This is a genomic window from Leifsonia sp. GW821-FHT13C09, assembly GCF_058806435.1.
In genome coordinates, this window is sequence record NZ_JBXAPS010000002.1 from 329,041 (window position 1) to 346,632 (window position 17,592).

Annotated in this window: 18 protein-coding genes; 7 read left to right on the forward strand and 11 right to left on the reverse strand. The window is 70.8% G+C overall.

Annotation, left to right across the window (positions count from 1 at the left end; all coding sequences use genetic code 11):
- The first annotated feature begins 17 nt into the window (after window positions 1-17).
- Window positions 18-1,706, forward strand: a complete 1,689-nt coding sequence (locus AC1ROW_RS09655; protein ID WP_493018667.1) for an RCC1 domain-containing protein — start codon at window positions 18-20, stop codon at window positions 1,704-1,706.
- 82 nt (window positions 1,707-1,788) lie between these two features.
- Here AC1ROW_RS09655 and AC1ROW_RS09660 read toward each other — a convergent pair whose 3' ends face one another.
- From AC1ROW_RS09660 to AC1ROW_RS09680, 5 genes are all read right to left on the reverse strand, one after another.
- The gene (locus AC1ROW_RS09660; RefSeq protein ID WP_493018668.1) at window positions 1,789-2,202 is read right to left on the reverse strand and encodes a heat shock protein transcriptional repressor HspR; all 414 of its coding nucleotides are present in this window, start codon (window positions 2,200-2,202) and stop codon (window positions 1,789-1,791) included.
- An 8-nt stretch (window positions 2,203-2,210) separates the two neighbouring features.
- Window positions 2,211-3,203, reverse strand: coding sequence for a DnaJ C-terminal domain-containing protein (locus AC1ROW_RS09665; RefSeq protein ID WP_493018669.1), 993 nt, complete (start codon window positions 3,201-3,203; stop codon window positions 2,211-2,213).
- Between the two features lie 136 nt (window positions 3,204-3,339).
- The gene (locus AC1ROW_RS09670) at window positions 3,340-3,984 is read right to left on the reverse strand and encodes a nucleotide exchange factor GrpE (protein WP_493018670.1); all 645 of its coding nucleotides are present in this window, start codon (window positions 3,982-3,984) and stop codon (window positions 3,340-3,342) included.
- Window positions 3,985-3,986: 2 nt separating this feature from the next.
- Window positions 3,987-5,852: a molecular chaperone DnaK gene (gene dnaK, locus AC1ROW_RS09675; protein WP_493018671.1), complete on the reverse strand. Its 1,866-nt coding sequence runs from the start codon at window positions 5,850-5,852 to the stop codon at window positions 3,987-3,989.
- A 55-nt stretch (window positions 5,853-5,907) separates the two neighbouring features.
- A complete protein-coding gene (locus AC1ROW_RS09680; protein ID WP_493018672.1) occupies window positions 5,908-6,381 on the reverse strand; it encodes a hypothetical protein in 474 nt (157 codons plus the stop codon).
- An 84-nt stretch (window positions 6,382-6,465) separates the two neighbouring features.
- On the opposite strand from AC1ROW_RS09680, the gene AC1ROW_RS09685 reads away from it, so the two are divergent.
- Window positions 6,466-7,191, forward strand: coding sequence for a GTP pyrophosphokinase (locus tag AC1ROW_RS09685; RefSeq protein WP_493018673.1), 726 nt, complete (start codon window positions 6,466-6,468; stop codon window positions 7,189-7,191).
- A gap of 26 nt (window positions 7,192-7,217) precedes the next feature.
- Complete coding sequence (locus tag AC1ROW_RS09690) at window positions 7,218-7,829, forward strand: signal peptidase II (protein ID WP_493018674.1); 612 nt, start codon at window positions 7,218-7,220, stop codon at window positions 7,827-7,829.
- Here the strand turns inward: AC1ROW_RS09690 and AC1ROW_RS09695 are convergent.
- Window positions 7,826-8,824 carry an NAD-dependent epimerase/dehydratase family protein gene (locus AC1ROW_RS09695; RefSeq protein ID WP_493019012.1) on the reverse strand — a complete coding sequence of 333 codons (999 nt, stop codon included), beginning with the start codon at window positions 8,822-8,824 and terminating at the stop codon, window positions 7,826-7,828. The genes AC1ROW_RS09690 and AC1ROW_RS09695 overlap by 4 nt on opposite strands.
- An 89-nt stretch (window positions 8,825-8,913) precedes the next feature.
- Between AC1ROW_RS09695 and AC1ROW_RS09700 the strand changes: the two genes are divergently transcribed.
- Both AC1ROW_RS09700 and AC1ROW_RS09705 read left to right on the forward strand, forming a co-directional pair.
- The gene (locus AC1ROW_RS09700; RefSeq protein ID WP_493018675.1) at window positions 8,914-9,546 is read left to right on the forward strand and encodes a DUF2461 domain-containing protein; all 633 of its coding nucleotides are present in this window, start codon (window positions 8,914-8,916) and stop codon (window positions 9,544-9,546) included.
- A gap of 49 nt (window positions 9,547-9,595) precedes the next feature.
- Window positions 9,596-11,026, forward strand: coding sequence for an MFS transporter (locus AC1ROW_RS09705; RefSeq protein WP_493018676.1), 1,431 nt, complete (start codon window positions 9,596-9,598; stop codon window positions 11,024-11,026).
- Between the two features lie 201 nt (window positions 11,027-11,227).
- Here AC1ROW_RS09705 and AC1ROW_RS09710 read toward each other — a convergent pair whose 3' ends face one another.
- Window positions 11,228-12,085, reverse strand: a complete 858-nt coding sequence (locus AC1ROW_RS09710) for a MarR family winged helix-turn-helix transcriptional regulator (RefSeq protein ID WP_493018677.1) — start codon at window positions 12,083-12,085, stop codon at window positions 11,228-11,230.
- A 56-nt stretch (window positions 12,086-12,141) separates the two neighbouring features.
- Here AC1ROW_RS09710 and AC1ROW_RS09715 point away from each other — a divergent pair, with 56 nt between their 5' ends.
- Window positions 12,142-13,410, forward strand: a complete 1,269-nt coding sequence (locus tag AC1ROW_RS09715; RefSeq protein ID WP_493018678.1) for a hypothetical protein — start codon at window positions 12,142-12,144, stop codon at window positions 13,408-13,410.
- An 87-nt stretch (window positions 13,411-13,497) separates the two neighbouring features.
- Window positions 13,498-14,049: an isopentenyl-diphosphate Delta-isomerase gene (idi, locus tag AC1ROW_RS09720; RefSeq protein WP_493018679.1), complete on the forward strand. Its 552-nt coding sequence runs from the start codon at window positions 13,498-13,500 to the stop codon at window positions 14,047-14,049.
- Window positions 14,050-14,188: 139 nt separating this feature from the next.
- Here the strand turns inward: idi and AC1ROW_RS09725 are convergent, their stop codons facing one another.
- From AC1ROW_RS09725 to AC1ROW_RS09740, 4 genes are read right to left on the reverse strand one after another with little or no spacing between them, the layout of a single operon-like run.
- Window positions 14,189-14,716: a hypothetical protein gene (locus AC1ROW_RS09725; RefSeq protein WP_493018680.1), complete on the reverse strand. Its 528-nt coding sequence runs from the start codon at window positions 14,714-14,716 to the stop codon at window positions 14,189-14,191.
- 23 nt (window positions 14,717-14,739) lie between these two features.
- Window positions 14,740-15,345: a dCTP deaminase gene (dcd, locus tag AC1ROW_RS09730; protein WP_493018681.1), complete on the reverse strand. Its 606-nt coding sequence runs from the start codon at window positions 15,343-15,345 to the stop codon at window positions 14,740-14,742.
- A gap of 60 nt (window positions 15,346-15,405) precedes the next feature.
- Window positions 15,406-16,005: an acyl-CoA-like ligand-binding transcription factor gene (locus AC1ROW_RS09735; RefSeq protein WP_493018682.1), complete on the reverse strand. Its 600-nt coding sequence runs from the start codon at window positions 16,003-16,005 to the stop codon at window positions 15,406-15,408.
- Window positions 15,986-17,587, reverse strand: a complete 1,602-nt coding sequence (locus AC1ROW_RS09740) for an MFS transporter (protein WP_493018683.1) — start codon at window positions 17,585-17,587, stop codon at window positions 15,986-15,988. The genes AC1ROW_RS09735 and AC1ROW_RS09740 overlap by 20 nt, the downstream gene beginning before the upstream one ends.
- Window positions 17,588-17,592 lie beyond the last annotated feature (5 nt).

The following is a 17,592-nucleotide window of genomic DNA, read 5'->3' on the forward strand; positions in this document are numbered from 1 at the left end:
GAGAAACAAGGAACCACATGTCGAGTACCAAAGAAGCTCTGCGACCAGACGCAGGGCGCCGCCTCCCCTCCCGACGGACCGTCGTCGCGGCGAGCGCCTGGAGCGTCCCCGCCGTCATGGCGGCCACCGCATCCCCGGCCTACGCCGCGTCCACCGACGGCCCGGTCACCATCCCCCCTGCGCTGACCGGCGTGATCGGCGGCGGCTGGTCCATCGCCACCAACTTCGGCGCCAACGGCCTGCCGACGGGATCGCCCACCGCCTCCCGGTCGACGGCCACCGTCGTCCCGATCACCGTTTCGCCCGCTCGCGCGACGACCATCACCCTGACCCTGAGCGGCGCGGGGTTCTCGTTCTTCACCGCGGCGACGAACGCGACGTTCACCCCGACCCAGACCGTCACGGTGACGACCTCGGCGAACGGGGTCGCCGAGGTCTACGTCGCGATCCCGCCGTACAGCAAGGGCGACGCCGTGGCCACGATCACCGCGACCGGGAACGGCGGGAGCGCCGTCGCGACGCTGACGGCCGGCGTCGCGAACGTGTACGCCGTCGGCGGTCACACTCCGGAAGGCCAGACCGGCAACGGCTCCAGCCTCAACGGCGTCGCCTGGCCGACGCCGATGGCGATCGACGAGCGCCTGTCGAGCGTCCACGCCAGCATCAGCTCGTACCTCTTCGTGACCGAGAGCGGGAAGCTCCGCTCCGGCGGCTACAACCCGTTCGCCGAGGTCGGGACGGGCGCCAACGAAGTCTCGGTGCTGAACCCCATCGAACCGCTGAAGAAGGACGGCACGGCATTCACGGACGCCGTGCGGGCGGTGGTGGACACCTGCGGGTCCGAGCAGGGCCTGTTCGTCGTCGAGGACTCGGCCGGCGACTGGTGGGCGACCGGTGAGCAGGTCTCCAACTACCTCGCCATTCCAGGCGACACCACCGGCTCACGTTATCTGACCCGGTGGGAGAAGATCGGCGGCAACCTCCCCGCCAAGCCCGCCACGCTCAGCCCCAACCGGTTCGGCGACACGCTGGTCTGGAGCCTCGTTGACGGGACGGTCTGGTTCAGCGGCTACGGCGGAAGCTTCCGGAACTACTCCAACGGCCTGCCGCAGAGCACCCTCCGGGGGCAGCTCGCGCAGCTGATGATGCCGGACGGCACGCCTGTCACGGGCGTGAAGCGGGTCCAGCAGAGCGAGGACCGCTCGGTCCTGATGCTCACCACCGACGGACGCCTGCTGTACTCGAGCACGCAGCCCGCCAGTATCAGGCCGGCGGACTACGCCGTCGGCGGCGATGTCCAGGAGATCGCCGGGCCTCCCGGCGACGTCATCGAGATCTGGGCGAAGCACCCGTTCGACACGGACGGCGGAGCCTATTACGCCAAGACCTCGGATAACTCGCTCTGGGCGATCGGCAGCAACGGAGCGTCGCGCGGCTACCTCGGCATCGGTACGACCACGGCGAGCCGGACCTGGGCGAAGGTGCTCGTCGACGATGTGAAGGAGATGGCCTGCGGCGCCCACAACCTGATCGTCCTCGACAACTCGGGCGACGTCTGGTTCGCGGGCCTGTACGAGGAAGGCAACCCCGGCCTCGGAACGGGCATCCCCGCCACCTTCCCGACGCCGGTGAAGATCACCACGCTGCCGCCGAACGCGCGGACGATCGCCAGCACCTGGTGGGACGTCCCGTATATCGCCTACTGAGCGCTCACCGGCAGGACGACGAAAGCCGGCCGGCGCCGTTCTCACGGCGCCGGCCGGCTCGGTCTCACAGCCCGATCGGGCGCTACCGCTCCAGCGGACGCCAGACCACGATCTGGTTGCTCCGGCGGACACGCGTCCCGGCGCGCATGGAGACGACCTCCCCTTCGGACCCTGCGGCGAAGACGCGGCGGCCCGGGCGGGTGAGCAGTTCGTCGGCGAGCGCCGACTCCAGCTCCCGCACCCGCTCGCTCAGCGCGTTCACGTGGTCCTCGAGCTCCAGGATGCGGCGGATGCCTTCCAGGCTGACGCCCTCCGAGCCCAGCCGCGCGATCTCCTGCAGCTTCTGGACGTCGCGCATCGAGTAGCGCCGCGACTTTCCGGCCGTTCGGCGCGGGCTCACGAGCCCCAGCCGGTCGTATTGCCGGAGCGTCTGCGGGTGCATGCCCGCCAGCTCGGCCGCGATCGAGATCACGAAGACCTGGGTGTTCTCGTCCATGGGCGGACTCAGCTCCTCGCCTTCGCCAGGATGTCCTCACGCGGGTTCTCGTCGGGCAGCTTGGCGGCGAACGCCTCCAACGCCTCCTTGGCGTCGCCGGACAGGTGCGACGGCACCGCGACCTGCACGACGGCCAGGAGGTCGCCGGTGCCTTTCGCGGTCTGCACGCCACGGCCCTTCACACGGAGCACGCGCCCGCTCGGGGTGCCGGGGGCGACGCGGAGCTTGACCGGCTCGCCGCCGAGCGTCGGCACCTCGATGGTCGCGCCGAGCGCGGCCTCCGCGAACGTCACAGGCACGTTCACGCGGAGGTTCAGGCCGTCGCGCTCGAACACGGGGTGCTTGCGCACCGTCACGGTGAGCACGATGTCGCCGGGCTCGCCGCCGTCGGGGCTGGGCTGGCCCTTGCCGCGCAGCTTGATCTTCTGGCCGTCGGCCACGCCCGCCGGGATCTTGACCTTGAACGGCTTACCGTCACCGGCCTGCAGGCTGATGGTCTCGCCCTTGGTGGCGGTGACGAAGTCGATGGTGGTGTGCGCGGTCACGTCGTTGCCGCGGGTCGGTCCGCCGAAGCCGCGGTAGCCGCCGCTCGTTGTGCCGAACCGGCCGTTGCCGAACAGGCCGCTGAACACGTCGTCGAAGCCGCCCTGGCCGCCCTGCTGGAACGTGTAGCGCTGGCCGCCCTGGCCGCCGCCGAACATCCCGCCGAACACGTCGTCGAAGCCGCCCTGACCGGCCGAACCGGGGGCGGTGAACCGCGCGCCGGACCCCATCGCGCGGATCTGGTCGTACTCCTTGCGCTGCTCGGGGTCGGAGAGCACCGAGTGCGCCTCGCTGATCTCCTTGAACTTGGCCTCCGCGGCCGGGTCGCCGGGGTTGGAGTCCGGGTGGTACTTGCGTGCGAGCTTGCGGTAGGTCTTCTTGAGCTCCGCCTCGCTGACGTCCTTGGAGACGCCTAGGACCTTGTAGAAGTCCTTGTCGAACCAGTCCTGGCTTGCCACGGCGCCTCCTCTCCTGTCTGTGCTGTCGTGGTCGCGGCCCTCGTGGGGCCCGCTGTCTGTGTCGAAGTCTGCATGTCTGGGGGCACAAGGAGCGGCGGGACACGCATCCCGCCGCTCCTGGCGCTCATCGTCCCGGTCAGGCCGGGGTGGCGACGACCACCTTGGCCACCCGGACCACGGTGGAGCCCAGCCGGTAGCCGGTCTCCACCACCTCGGCGACGGTGTCGGCCGTCACACCCGGGGTGGGCTGCTGGAAGATCGCCTCGTGGATCTGCGGGTCGAAGGGCTCGCCCTTCTCGCCGTACGGGGTGAGGCCGAGCCGCTCGACCGCGGTGCGCAGCTTGGCCGCGATGGTCGCGAACGCGCTGCCCTCCGTCAGGTCGCCGTGCTTGTCGGCCCGCTCCACGTCGTCGAGCACCGGGATGAGACCCTTGACGGCGTCCCCGACGGCGCGCTCGCGCTCGATCTCCCGGTTGGCCTCGGTGCGCTTGCGGTAGTTCGCGTACTCCGCGGTCACCCGCTGGAGGTCGGCGAGCCGCTCGGCCGCGAGCTGGTCGGCCGTGGTCTGGCCGGAGAGGATGTCGAGGTCGTCGTCGGACAGAACGCTCTCCTCCTCGCCCGGCCCCACGTCGACGAGCTCCTCGTGCGCGAGGTCGTGCTCTTCGCCCTGCGGCTCGCGAACCTTGCCGGTCTCGGGGTCGATCCGGCGCTTGTCGCGGATGATCGGCTCCTCACGCTCCGGCTCGTCCGAGCCAGGCCCGTCGCGGTTCTGGTCGGCCATGGTTACTTCTTCTCCTCGTCCTCGACGACCTCGGCGTCGATGACGTCCTCATCGGAGGAGGAGCCCTCACCCTGAGCGCCGGCCTCGCCGGCGTCGCCGGCCGGGGCCTCGGACGCCTGCGCGGCCGAGTAGATCGCCTGGCCGAGCTTCTGCTGGCTCTCGTTCAGCTTGTCGTACGCGGTCTTCACGGCCTCGTCGTCGTCGCCGGCGAGCGCAGTCTTCAGCGCGTCGATGTCGCCCTGGACCTCGTTCTTGACGTCCTCGGGGAGCTTGTCCTCGTTGTCCTTGATCAGCTTCTCGTTCGAGTAGACGAGCTGCTCGGCCTGGTTGCGGGTCTCGGCGGACTCGCGGCGCTTCTTGTCCTCCGCCGCGTGCTCCTCGGCCTCGCGCACCATGCGCTCGATGTCGTCCTTCGGCAGGCTGGAGCCGCCGGTGATCGTCATCGACTGCTCCTTGCCGGTGCCCTTGTCCTTGGCGGACACGTGCACGATGCCGTTGGCGTCGATGTCGAAGGTGACCTCGATCTGCGGGATACCGCGGGGGGCCGGGGCGATGCCGGTCAGCTCGAAGGTGCCGAGCGGCTTGTTGTCGCGGGTGAACTCGCGCTCGCCCTGGAAGACCTGGATCGCGACGGACGGCTGGTTGTCGTCGGCCGTGGTGAAGGTCTCGCTGCGCTTGGTCGGGATGGCCGTGTTGCGCTCGATGAGCTTGGTCATGATCCCGCCCTTGGTCTCGATGCCGAGGGACAGCGGGGTCACGTCGATGAGGAGGACGTCCTTGCGCTCGCCCTTGAGGACGCCGGCCTGCAGGGCGGCGCCGACGGCGACGACCTCGTCCGGGTTCACGCCCTTGTTGGGCTCCTTGCCGCCGGTCTCCTGCTTCACGAGCTCGCTCACGGCGGGCATGCGGGTGGAGCCGCCGACGAGGACGACGTGCGCGATGTCGGACACCTTGATGCCGGCCTCGCGGATGACGTCCTGGAACGGCTTCTTGGTGCGGTCGAGGAGGTCGCTGGTCATCTGCTCGAACTGGGCGCGGGTGAGCGTCTCGTCGAGGTTGGCCGGGCCGTTCTCGGTCAGCGACAGGTACGGCAGCTGGATGCTGGTGCTCATCGAGGAGCTGAGCTCCTTCTTGGCCTGCTCCGCGGCCTCCTTGAGGCGCTGGAGGGCGATCTTGTCCTTGGAGACGTCGACGCCGGTCGAGTCCTTGAAGCGCTTGATCAGCCAGTCGACGATGCGCTGGTCCCAGTCGTCGCCGCCGAGGCGGTTGTCGCCGGCGGTCGCGCGGACCTGGATCGTGGAGAAATCGTCGTCCTTGCCCACCTCGAGGAGGGAGACGTCGAAGGTTCCGCCACCGAGGTCGAAGACGAGGATGAGCTCGTCCTCCTTGCCCTTGTCGAGCCCGTACGCGAGGGCCGCGGCGGTGGGCTCGTTGATGATGCGGAGCACGTTGAGGCCCGCGATCTCACCGGCCTCCTTGGTGGCCTGGCGCTCGGCGTCGTTGAAGTAGGCCGGGACGGTGATCACGGCGTCGGTCACGGTGTCGCCGAGGTACTGCTCGGCGTCGCGCTTGAGCTTCTGAAGGATGCGGGCCGAGATCTCCTGCGCGGTGTACTTCTTGCCGTCGATCTCCTTGGTCCAGTCGGTGCCCATGTGGCGCTTGACGGAGGAGATGGTGCGGTCGACGTTGGTGACCGCCTGGCGCTTGGCGGTCTCGCCGACGAGCACCTCGCCGTCCTTGGTGAACGCGACGACGGACGGGGTGGTGCGGAAGCCCTCCGCGTTGGCGATGACCGTGGGCTCGCCGCCCTCGAGCACCGAGACGACGGAGTTGGTGGTTCCGAGGTCGATTCCTACTGCACGTGACATGTGTGCTTTCTCTCCTTTATTGCTGGGCGTGGATAGCCGGTGTAAGTCTGTGGGGTCAAGAGTTGAGCCTCGACGGCTCAAGCCTGGCATCCCGGGTGGATGCTGTCAAGCCGTTCGGATCAAAACTTGAGTTCGCTTGACTCAACTTTGGGATCACGCCGTCTATTCCGAAGTGAGAGAAGAAATCCCGGTCAGGGCCGAAGTCCACGCACGGTCCAGGAGCCGTCGTCGCCGCGTTCGTTCCGCAAACGGCGATGCAACCGGTCGGGACTGCCTGCCAGTACTGGTCGACGGGCTGCGTGATCGGCCGGGCCTGCGTGTTGATGCGGACGACCTCTGCCCGGACCTCGGGGGTCTCGGGGGCGAGCTGCTTCTCGAGCTGCGTGTTCGACATCACCTTCGCGTGGACGACGGCCGAGATCGAAACGTTCATCAGCGAGGTGTCCACGACCAGTACGAACATCGCCATCGCGAGCAGGATCGCGAGGCGGAAGTTGAAGGGCGTGACGGCGCCGTCCCCGCCGCTCATGCGCACACGAAAGCACAGTGCGAGGGGGTTTGGCGACAGCCGATTCACACCCGTTCCACAACCCGCGTCGCTAGCGTCGAGGACATGGATTCGGACCCCGCACCGCTGCTCTCGACCCGGGCGATCGAGGCTCTGCAGAGCATCGATCCGGCCACTCTGAGCGAGGTGCAGGCGTTCCGCGAGGACTTCGCGCGGTTCATCATGCCGTACAAGTTCGGCATCGACGAGATCTCCACCAAGGTGTCCATCCTGCGCGAGGAGTTCGCCGAGCTGCAGGACTACAACCCGATCGAGCACATCTCCAGCCGGCTCAAATCGGCGGAGAGCATCGAGCAGAAGGTCATCCGCAAGAACTGCGAGCCCTCGTTCGACGCGATCCGGGAGGCCATCACCGACATCGCCGGCGTGCGGATCGTCTGCTCGTTCGTCTCCGACGTCTACCGGGTGTTCGAGCTGCTGACGGCGCAGGAGGACGTGCGCGTGCTGCGGGTGAAGGACTACATCGCGCACCCGAAGCCCAACGGCTACAAGAGCCTCCACGTGATCGTCGAGGTGCCGGTCTTCCTCAGCGGCGGCCCGGTCGCGGTGCCGGTGGAGGTGCAGCTGCGCACCGTCGCGATGGACTTCTGGGCGAGCCTGGAGCACAAGATCTACTACAAGTACGACGGGGAGGTGCCGGAGGCGCTGCTGCGCGACCTCACGGCGGCGGCGGGCACGGCGGGGCAGCTCGACATCACGATGGAGGACATCCACCGGCAGGTCCGCGGGGACGGCGGGGCGGCGCAGTACGCGCTGCCGGTGTCGGTGTAGAACCTGGACAGTGCGAGGATGACGGGGTGACCGACAGCACCCCACCGTCCGAGACCGAGCCTGCGGCCGCCGACGCCGCGTTCCTCCGACGCCGCTCGCGCGCGCTCGCGCTCATCCTGGCGATCGCGGTCGTCGTCGTGCTCGCGGACCAGCTGACCAAGCTGTGGGCGACCGCCACCCTCCAGGTCGGCGTCTACCATTCGCTCATCGGCAACCTGCTCGGCATCCAGCTCATCTACAACTCGGGGGCGGCGTTCTCGTTCCTGGTCGACCAGACCTGGGTGTTCACGATCATCGCCGCGGCGGCGGTCGTCGCGCTCCTGTACTTCTCGCGACGGGTCGGCGCGCGGTCCTGGGCGGTCGCGTTCGGCCTCCTGCTCGGCGGCGCCGTGACGCATCTCGGCGACCGGCTGTTCCGGGCGCCGTCGTTCGGGCAGGGCCACGTGGTCGACTTCATCGCCTACGCGAACTGGTTCATCGGGAACGTCGCCGACATCGCGATCTTCTGCGGCGCACTCCTCGCGCTGGTCCTGGCGGTGGTGGGGGTCCCGCTGCGCGGCGGGCCGCGACACGCCCGGACGGAGCCGGCGTCGACCACCGACGCGGACGGGACCGGTCCGGAGAAGCCTCGGGTCTAGCCCCGAGGCGTACGCGCAGGCTCCGGCACGGAGCGGCCGCCGGTGTCCACCCGGCCCTCGTCGATCAGCCACTGCAGAGCCTCGGCCACGGCTTGCAGGCTGGTGTACCGCGGCGCGTAGCCGAGCAGGCGGCGAGCCTTCTCGATGCTGCTCGACGGGCTGCGCGCGATGTGCTCCCAGGTGGTCCGCGCGTGCTCGGCGTCGATCAGCTCGGCGTACCGGGCGAACGGCTCGAACCGCAGCTGCGGCTCCCGGCCGAACCAGCCGGCCACGGCCGTCGCGAACCCGCGCAGCGTGAGCGCGCGGTCGGAGACGAGATGGAAGCCGTGGCCTGCGGCGGCCTCCGGATTCTCCAACGCCAGCTGGAAGCCCTGGGCGACGTCGTCGGCGTGGACGTGATGAACGGTCTCCAGCCCGAAGTTCGGCAGTATGACCTCCTCACCGGCCGCGAGCCGACGGTAGACGTCGAGGTCGAGGTTGCCGACCGGTCCGATCATGTTCCAGCCGGGGCCGGTGATGTGACCCGGGTGCAGGACCGCGGTGCGGAGCCCGCCCGGCGTGCGCGACTCCTCGAGCAGCAGCCTCTCGATGGCGTCCTTGCCGACGCCGTAGTCGCCGAACGGCTCGCGCGCCTCATCCTCAGCGGTGGGCACCTCGGTCGCCGGACCGTGGACCCAGATGGTCCCGCAGCTGAGCAGCAGGCTCACCCGTCCCCGCAGGGCCTCCACCAGCTGCCGCGCCGACTCGGGCGTGAAGCAGACCATGTCGATGACCGCATCGCCGCCGAGCTCGGCCACCCGCCCGGCGAACGTACCGTCGGCGTCGCCCGCGTCACGATCGAGGTGGACGCGCTCGACCGCCTCCCACGCCGGGTCGGGATGGTAGGGCTCGCTCGGCCCGCGGGTGATGGCGACCACCTCGTGGCCGGCGCGGACGAGACGCGGCACGAGGTAGCTGCCCACATGCCCGGTTGCTCCGATGACGATGACACGCATGGCGCCCACACTCCCACGATCTGGGGAGGCCCGGGAGACCCGGGAGGCCCGGGAGAGTCGGCCGGCTGCCGACGACGTAGCATCGGCGCATGACATTCACCGGGTTCGACGAGGACGCGATCGCGTTCTACCGCGAGCTGACCCTGCACAACGACAAAGCATTCTGGCTCGCCAACCGCGAACGCTACGAGCAGCGGGTCGCCGGGCCGATGCACGCCCTCGCGGAGGCGCTCGAGCCGGCCTTCGGCGCTGGGCGCCTGTTCCGTCCCTACCGGGATGTGCGGTTCTCCCCGGACAAGTCGCCCTACAAGCTCCACGCCGCGCTGACGTTCGAGCGCGGCGGGTACGTGCAGGTCTCCGCGGAGGGCCTGGCCGGCGGCGCGGGCGTGTACCAGCTCGACAAGGAACAGCTGGACCGCTACCGACGCGCCGTCGACGCGCCGCGCACCGGCGGCGAGCTGGAGGCCGCGCTCGCCACGCTGCGGGCCTCTGGGATCGGCGTCGAGATCCCCGACCAGCTGAAGACCTCCCCGCGCGGCTACCCGGCCGACCATCCGCGCGCCGAACTGCTGCGGTACAAGGGGATCATCACCTGGGCCGAGTGGGGCGTCCCGGAGTGGTTCGGCACCCCCGAAGCCGCCGACCGGATCGCGGAGTTCCTGCACGACAGCGAGCCCGTGACGTCGTGGTTCCGGGTGAACGTGACGGGCGCGGCCGACTGACGTCGCGCGCGTTCACCGGGGGTTCCCCCCGACGCCCTACGCTGTCCCCATGACGACCGAACGACCGGCGGGCGGCGACGGCGACGCCCTCGCGACCGCGGCGAGCCCGATCTTCGCCGACAGCTCTTCGGAGCGCACGATCCCGCCCGGTTGGGTGGCGTCGTGGGCGCTGTGGGATGCCGGCGGCGCGGCCTTCAACGCGGTCATCACCACGTTCGTCTTCACGGTCTACCTGACCTCCAGCTACTTCATCTCCCCCGGGCTGGTCTCCGCCCAGGACGCGGAGAAGAACGCTTCCGGGCCGGCGCATCACGCGGTCACCGGCGCGATCGCCGGCCTCTCCAGCGGGCTCGCGTGGGGGATCGGGATCGCCGGGATCGTCGTCGCCGTGCTCGCGCCGGTGCTGGGCCGGCGGACGGACGGGTCGGGACGCCGCAAACTGTGGCTGGGGATCAACACCGGCGTCGTGGTGGTCATCACCGCGCTGATGTTCTTCGTCGTCGGGGAGCCGTCCTTCTTCCTGTTCGGCGTCGTGCTCGTCGCTGTCGGGACCGTGTTCTACGAGATCGCGACCGTCAACTACAACGCGATGCTCGTGCAGGTGTCCACGCCGAAGACGGTCGGCCGGGTGAGCGGGCTCGGCTGGGCCAGCGGCTACTTCGGCGGCATCCTGCTGCTCGTCATCGTGCTCGTGCTGCTGGCGTCGCCCAACGGCGACGGCACGGGCGGCATCCTCCACGTCACCACGGACCAGGGGCTGAACTACCGGCTGGTCGCGCTGGTCGCCGCGATCTGGACGCTCGCGCTGTCCATTCCGGTGCTGCTGACGGTGCCGGAGGCGCCGGCCAACCGGCGGCTGCCGCGGGTCGGGTTCTTCGCGTCGTACGGGCTGCTGTTCCGCGACCTCGCGGTGCTGTGGAAGGAGAGCAGGAACACGGTGCTGTTCCTGATCTCGTCGGCGCTGTTCCGGGACGGGCTGGTCGGCGTGTTCACGTTCGGCGGCATCCTCGCCAAGGGCACGTTCGGCTTCAGCCAGTCGGGCGTGATCGTGTTCGCGATCGCGGCGAACGTGGTCGCCGGGCTGAGCACGGTGCTGTCCGGGCGGTTCGACGACCGGTTCGGTGCGAAGCCGGTGATCGTCACGGCGCTGGTCGGGCTGGTGATCGCGGGGCTCGCGGTGTTCTTCCTGCACGACGCCGGGGCGATCGCGTTCTGGATCTTCGGACTGGTCCTCTGCCTGTTCGTCGGCCCGGCGCAGTCGGCGAGCCGCACCTTCCTGGCCCGGGTCACGCCGGCCGGGCGTGAGGGCGAGGTGTTCGGGCTGTACGCGACGTGCGGGCGCGCGGTTTCGTTCGTGGCGCCGCTGCTCTTCGCGTTGTTCGTCGCGATCGGCGGGGCGCAGTACTGGGGGATCCTCGGGATCGTGCTGGTGCTGCTGGTGGGACTGGTGCTGCTGGTGCCGGTGCGGTCGCCGCGGTAGGTCCCGGGGCGCGCGTCGGTAACGGAGGAGATCCGGCGCGACACGCCGGGCCGGAGCGGTGAACGGAGGAGATCGCGGCGACCGGAGGGGGATGTCCTCCGTTGGCGGCGCGGGCGTGCGGTGCGGTGCGGGATGTCCTCCGTTGGCGGCGCGGGCGTGCGGTGCGGTGCGGGATGTCCTCCGTTGGCGGCGCGGGCGCGGTCAGCGGGGCCAGGCCTGGACGAAGCGGGCGAACAGCTCGGCGAAGGTGCGCGCCTCCTCGGGGGTGAACGAGGCCAGTGCGGTCTCGACGGCGGAGCGGCGGTGGTCCTGGACCTCGCCGAGCTGGGAGCGCCCGGCGGTGGTGAGCTGGATGAGGGCCCGCCGCGCGTCCGACGGGTCGGGGACGCGCCGCACGAGCCCGCGCTCGACACCCTCCTGCACGAGCCGGCTCGCGCGCGGCTGATCGACGCCGATGGCGGTGGCGAGGGAGCTGACCGAGAGCTGCCGGCCCTCCGCGTCGGCCGCGGCGAGCGCCTCCAGCATGCGGATGCGGGCGAAGCGGCCGAGCGAGCCGTCGCGCCCGCGGCGGCCGGGACCGGGGCGCGCGGAGTCGCCGAACGGACCCGGGAAGCCGCCGCCCCACGGTCCGCGGGCGCCCCAGGCGTGCGGGTCGAAGCCGTGCGAGGCGGGGTGGGAGTGGGCGTTGTGGTGGTCGTGGAGGGTGGCGCCGTTGCGGGCGTCGGTGTCGGCGTCGCCGGCGGTGGAGTGGGGATTGTGGTGGTCGTGGGCGGTGGCGCCGTTGCGCGCGTCGGTGTCGGCGTCGCCGGACGTGGAGTGGCTGTGGTCGCTGCCGTCGGCGTGAGCGCCGTCGTTCCCGTTCCCGCTGCGGTCCCGGTCGGACCCGGCACCGGCGGGGTCGGTGCGGCCGTGACCGCGGCCCGGGTAGCCGCCGTGGTCCCACGGACCCGTCGGGCGGCGGCGCGACTGGTCGCGGCGGACGGCGACCAGCGAGCGCTCGATGAGTGCGACCACGTCCGCTTCGGGCGAACGGCCCTGCTCTTGACGATCCTCAGCCATGCATGTAACTATACATTCACTTGTAATAGTACATAGAAAACGAAGGGAGTCTCCCGATGACGACCATCGACGACTCGAACACCCACGACTCATCCGACGCCCCGCCGTACTTCTGGTTCGGCGAGATCAGCGCACGCCTCCGGGCGCGGACCCGCGACGAAATCCACGAGCTCGACCTCGGCCGCCGGGGCTGGCGCGTGCTGCACACCCTCGCGGACGGCCCGGCCACCGCCGACGAGCTGTACGCCTCCCTGCCGCATCGCGGACGCCGAGGCCGCCCGTTCGGCGACCGGCCCTCCGGCGACCGTCCCCCCGGCGACCGTCCCTCCGGCGACCGTCCCTCCCAGGCGGACGCGCGCCCGGACGGCGACGCCCCCTCCAACGACGAGACCCACGCGGCCTCCGCACCGCGGGAGTGGCGCGGCCGCCCCGACTGGATGCGGCGCGAGTGGGAGCGCCGCCAGCAGATGTACCGCGCGTGGATGGAGCACGACAGCTCCCGCGCGCAGGGTGGACTCCCGGCTCACGAGGGGCACGACCATGGCGACGACCATGTCGGCCACGACCCCGACGACGGCCAGCTCGGCCGGCCGGACAACGAGCACGAGCACGAGGGCCACGAGCACGAGGGCCACGAGCACGAGAGCCACGAGCATGGCGATCACGAGCACAACCACGGCGACCACGACCACGACCACGACCACGACGACCACGCCCATCACCACCCGCACCACGACCACCACGGCGCCGAGCAGGCGTTCGAGCGCGGCTTCGAGCGGGGCTTCCTGCGCGGCGTCGAGCGCGGCGGGCCGTTCGGTCATGCCGGGCACGGCTTCGGCCCCGGCGGCTCCGGGTACGGCGGGTTCGGGTACGGCGGGTTCGGCCCCGGCCGCTACGGTCGCGGCTTCGGGCCCGGCCGGTTCGGTCCCGGCGCCTGGGGCCCCGAGCACGTCGGGCACGGCCGTCCCCCGTTCGTCGGCAGGGACGCGTACAACGGGCTCTGCCGTGGCGGCGTGGACCGCATCCTCGCGGACTTCGTCGAGCGCGGCTGGGTCTGGTTCGACGGCGACCGCGCGACGCTGACCGACGAGGGACGCGCGGCCCACGACGCCGCCGCCGAGCGCATCCATGCCGTACGCGCGAAGGTCACCGAAGGGATCGACGCCGCCGACCTGGCCACCACCCTCGCGACCCTGGAGGCGATGGCGCGCAACCTCGGGTGGACGCCTCCCGCCGCCCCGAACGACGGCACCGGCGACGGCATCCCGGCCGGCGCCGACAGCATCGAAAGCACCGACATCGACGAGGGCACCGCGGCCGACTGACCGCCTCCGCACACACCTACCGGCGGGGCGCGACCGTGAGGCCGCACCCCTCCGGCGTCGCGGCTCGCCCGCGCCTAGGATGGACGCATGACGTCACCGCGCGAAGAGGTCGTCCTGCTCGCCGAGGACGGCACCCCGATCGGGACCGCGGACAAGGCGACCGTGCACACCACGGACACCCCCCTCCATCTGGCCTTCTCGTGCCACGTGTTCGACGGCGAGGGCCGCATCCTCGTGACCCGCCGCGCGCTGGGCAAGGCGACCTGGCCCGGGGTGTGGACGAACTCGTTCTGCGGGCATCCCGCGCCCGGCGAGCCGATGGAGGACGCGATCGCGCGCCGCGCCGCGGACGAGCTCGGCACCACCGTCGAGAACCTCGCGCCGGTGCTCCCCGACTTCCGGTACCGCGCCACCGACGCCGCCGGGATCGTCGAGTACGAGGTCTGCCCCGTGTTCACGGCGACGATCGCCGGCGACCTGCGTCCGGCCGCCGCCGAAGTCGCCGAATGGGAGTGGGTCGACCCGCGCTCGCTGCTGTCGGCGGTGGAGGCCACACCCTGGGCGTTCAGCCCGTGGCTGACGCTTCAGCTACCCGCGCTCTACGCCGATGATGCACCCGAAGCTTCAGGTCAGCTGTGAGTCTGACTCACTATTTTCCACCTGTGTAATCGACTGTGGATAACTCGCGGCACGTATGCCACGCGCCGCATCCATTCGGAGACGAAGCAGTTCGCCGGCGTAGAAGTTGCAGCGCCGCACATTCACTGCGCAGGACGGATCAGCCGGTGCGTTCTGCGTCGATATGCTGCTCGAGCCACCACGTCCGGCCCTCGTCATTCGAGACCCAGCCGTCCCACTCGAACGACTCCGCGGTGATCTTCGAGAAGTTCCAGCGGATCGGCCGCCCGTCGGTCTGCGTGCCGTCCTGGCGGATGCCGTCGCGGCGATGCGGTGTGGCCACGAGGGTGCAGAAGTCGCCGGACGCCGCGCCGAACCAGCTCACCCGCCACGCGCCGAGCGTCGAGTCGTAGACGCGCACGGTCGAGCCGTGCGCGTCGAGCTCGCCGGGACGCGAGGGGTCGCGCGCCACCAGCACGTCCTGCACGGCCCTCCCCCCGAGCGTGTACGCGAACACCCACTCCTCGACACGCTCGGTCCACGCGCCGGAGGCCTCGTCCAGGAAACGGACGTCGGCCCGCCAGGCCCCGACGAGGCGCCCGAACAGGTGCATCCGCTGCGGACGCTCCGGGGTCGGCCCCTCCGCGATCAGGGCTCGCGCGAAAAGGGAATCGGTCGACTCGCTCATGGGCAGCCCTCTCGGGTCGGGGTCTAGCTGGACGGACGTCCGGCTTCGGTCGCGGACACGTCGGTGCGGTGGAAGTTGAGGTGCGAACGCGAGGCCGTCGGGCCGCGCTGACCCTGGTAGCGCGAGCTGTACTCCGCCGACCCGTACGGCTTCTCGGCTGCGGACGACAACCGGAAGAAGCACATCTGGCCGATCTTCATCCCGGGCCAGAGCTTGATCGGGAGCGTCGCGACGTTGCTCAGCTCCAGGGTAACGTGCCCCGAGAAACCGGGGTCGATGAAGCCCGCCGTGGAGTGGGTGAGGAGGCCGAGCCGCCCGAGCGAGCTCTTGCCCTCCAGCCGCGCGGCGACGTCGTCGGGCAGGCTCACCAGCTCGAACGTCGACCCGAGCACGAACTCGCCCGGGTGCAGGATGAACGCTTGATCCGGGTCCACCTCGACGAACCGGGTCAGCTCCGGCTGATCGACGGCTGGGTCGATGAACGGGTACTTGTGGTTGTCGAACAGCCGGAAGAAGCGGTCGAGCCGGACGTCGATGCTCGACGGCTGGACCATCGCCGGCTCGTACGGCTCCAGCGCGATCCGCCCGGCACCCAGTTCGGCCTTGATGTCACGATCGGAGAGAAGCACGCGCCCAGCCTATCGGGTGCGCCGGTACCGGCATCGGGGGTTACGCCGGAGGTCGGCAGTTCACAGCCGCAGCCCGCCCTCCAGGAACGAGAACGCCTGGTCCACGAGGTCCGCCAGCTCGGCGTCCGGGTCGTCGGCGAGCTGCGACAGCACGGCGAACATGCTGCCGACGATGGCCCCGGCGATCGTGCGGACGGCGAAGTCGTCGTGTCGGCGGCCGGCGCGGTCGGCGATCGCCTCGGAGACCAGCAGCATCGACTGGGAGAGCTGGTCGAGAATCGCGCCGCGCAGCGCGGGGACGTCGAGGACCAGGGCTAGTCGCTCGCGCTGCTCCTCCAGCTGCTCCGCGGTCAAGCCACCGAATGCCTCTCTCAGCGCGACGCGCATCGCCGCGACCGGAGGGAGATCCGCGGGCTGGGCGAGGAACGCCGCGACGATCTGCGGGTCGAAGTCGTCGAACAGGACCACCGACTCCTTGGTCGGGAAGTAGCGGAAGAACGTGCTCGCCGAGACCTCGGCCGCGTCGATGACCTGGTCGATCGTCGTCGCGTCGTAGCCCTGCTCGGTGAACAGGCGCAGCGCGTGGGACTGGATGGCCGCCCGCGTGCGCGCCTTCTTGCGCTCGCGGAGGCCGGGTCTGTCAGACGTGCCGTCCGGCATGCGTTCTCCTTCGGTCCGGGGTGAGGGTGGCGGGTGGCGTTGCGGCGGCCGCCGGTACGGGCGCCGCCGCGAGGTGCGCACCGCGCTCCACGCGCGGCAGGACCACCATCGCCATGATGCCTCCCGCGCCCGCGATGCCCGCGGAGACCCACAGCGACACGCTCATCCCCTGCGTGAACGCGTCGCGCACGGCCGCCGCGAGCGCAGTCGAGTGGAGGCGGTCGGCGACGGCGATCCCCGCGTAGACGCTGGACTTCGCCGCCGACGCGACCGCCGGCGGCACCGGGGCCGACGCGAACACCGAGGCGAGCTGCGCCGTGTAGACGGCGGCGACCACGCTGCCGAGGATGGCCGTGCCGAGCGGGGCGCTCGTCTTCTGCAGCGCCTGGACGACGCCGGAGCCCACCCCGCTGTGCTCGGCGGTCAGCCGGGACAGCGCGGCCGACATGGCGGAGGTGAGCGCGAGGCCCGCGCCCGCGCAGACCGTCGCCATCCAGGCCGCGATGACGACCTCGCTGGTCGAGCCGGTCGTCCACGAGCCGATCGCCGAGCCGGCCGCGATCACGACGAAGCCCATGGTCACCGTGGCGCGGAAGCCGATGGCCGCGGCGATCCGGGAGGCCGGCAGCGCGCCGATCAGCATGCCGCCGACGAACGGGAGCAGGCGCAGCCCCGAGGCGAAGACATCCACGCCCTGCACCGCCTGGAAGAACTGCGGCATCACGAACAGCAGCCCGACCATCCCCATCCCGGCGACCCCGGCGAGCGCTGCTCCCCCGGTGAAGGTCCGCGAGCGGAAGAGGGTGGTGTCGACCAGCGGCGAGCGGCCACGGCGGGTGAGCGCCACCTCCCACGCGACGAAGCCTGCGAGGATCGCGGCGCCGAGCACGAGCGCGGTGAGTGCCCCGGCGTCCGACCAGCCGTGCTGGCCCGCCTCGATGATCCCGTAGGTGAACACGACGAGCCCGGCCACCGACGCGAGCACACCCACCGCGTCGAACGATGGACGCTCGGCCGCCTTCGACTCGGGGACCAGCAGCGCCACGGCGACCAGTCCGATCGCGACGACCGGCAGGTTGAGCAGGAACACCCAGCCCCACCAGAGGTTGGCGAGCATCCAGCCGCCGAGGATCGGCCCGAGCGGCAGCGACAGGAAGTTCGCCGCCGCGAACACGCCGACCGCCTTGGGCCGGGTGGCGTCGTCGAAGAACACCGTCAGCGCCGACAGCGCCATGACCGCGACGCCCGCGCCCGCGACGCCCATCAGCAGCCGGGCGATCAGGAACACCTCCGGCGTCGTCGCGAACGCGCACAGCGCCGAACCGCCCCCGAAGGCCGCGAGCGACACGAGCAGCACCGCCTTGCGGCCGAACCGGTCGCCGAGGAGGCCGAGCGGCAGCACGGCGGCGGCCAGCATGAGCAGGTAGCCGGAAGAGAACCACTCCAGCTGCGTCTCGGACGCGTGCAGCGCGCCGGCGAGGGTCGGAAGGGCGATCGAGAGGACCGTCCCGTCGATCCCGACGGCCAGGACGCTCAGGCTCACGGCGCCGAGCGCCCACCATCTCCGGGTTTCCACGTTCATGACAG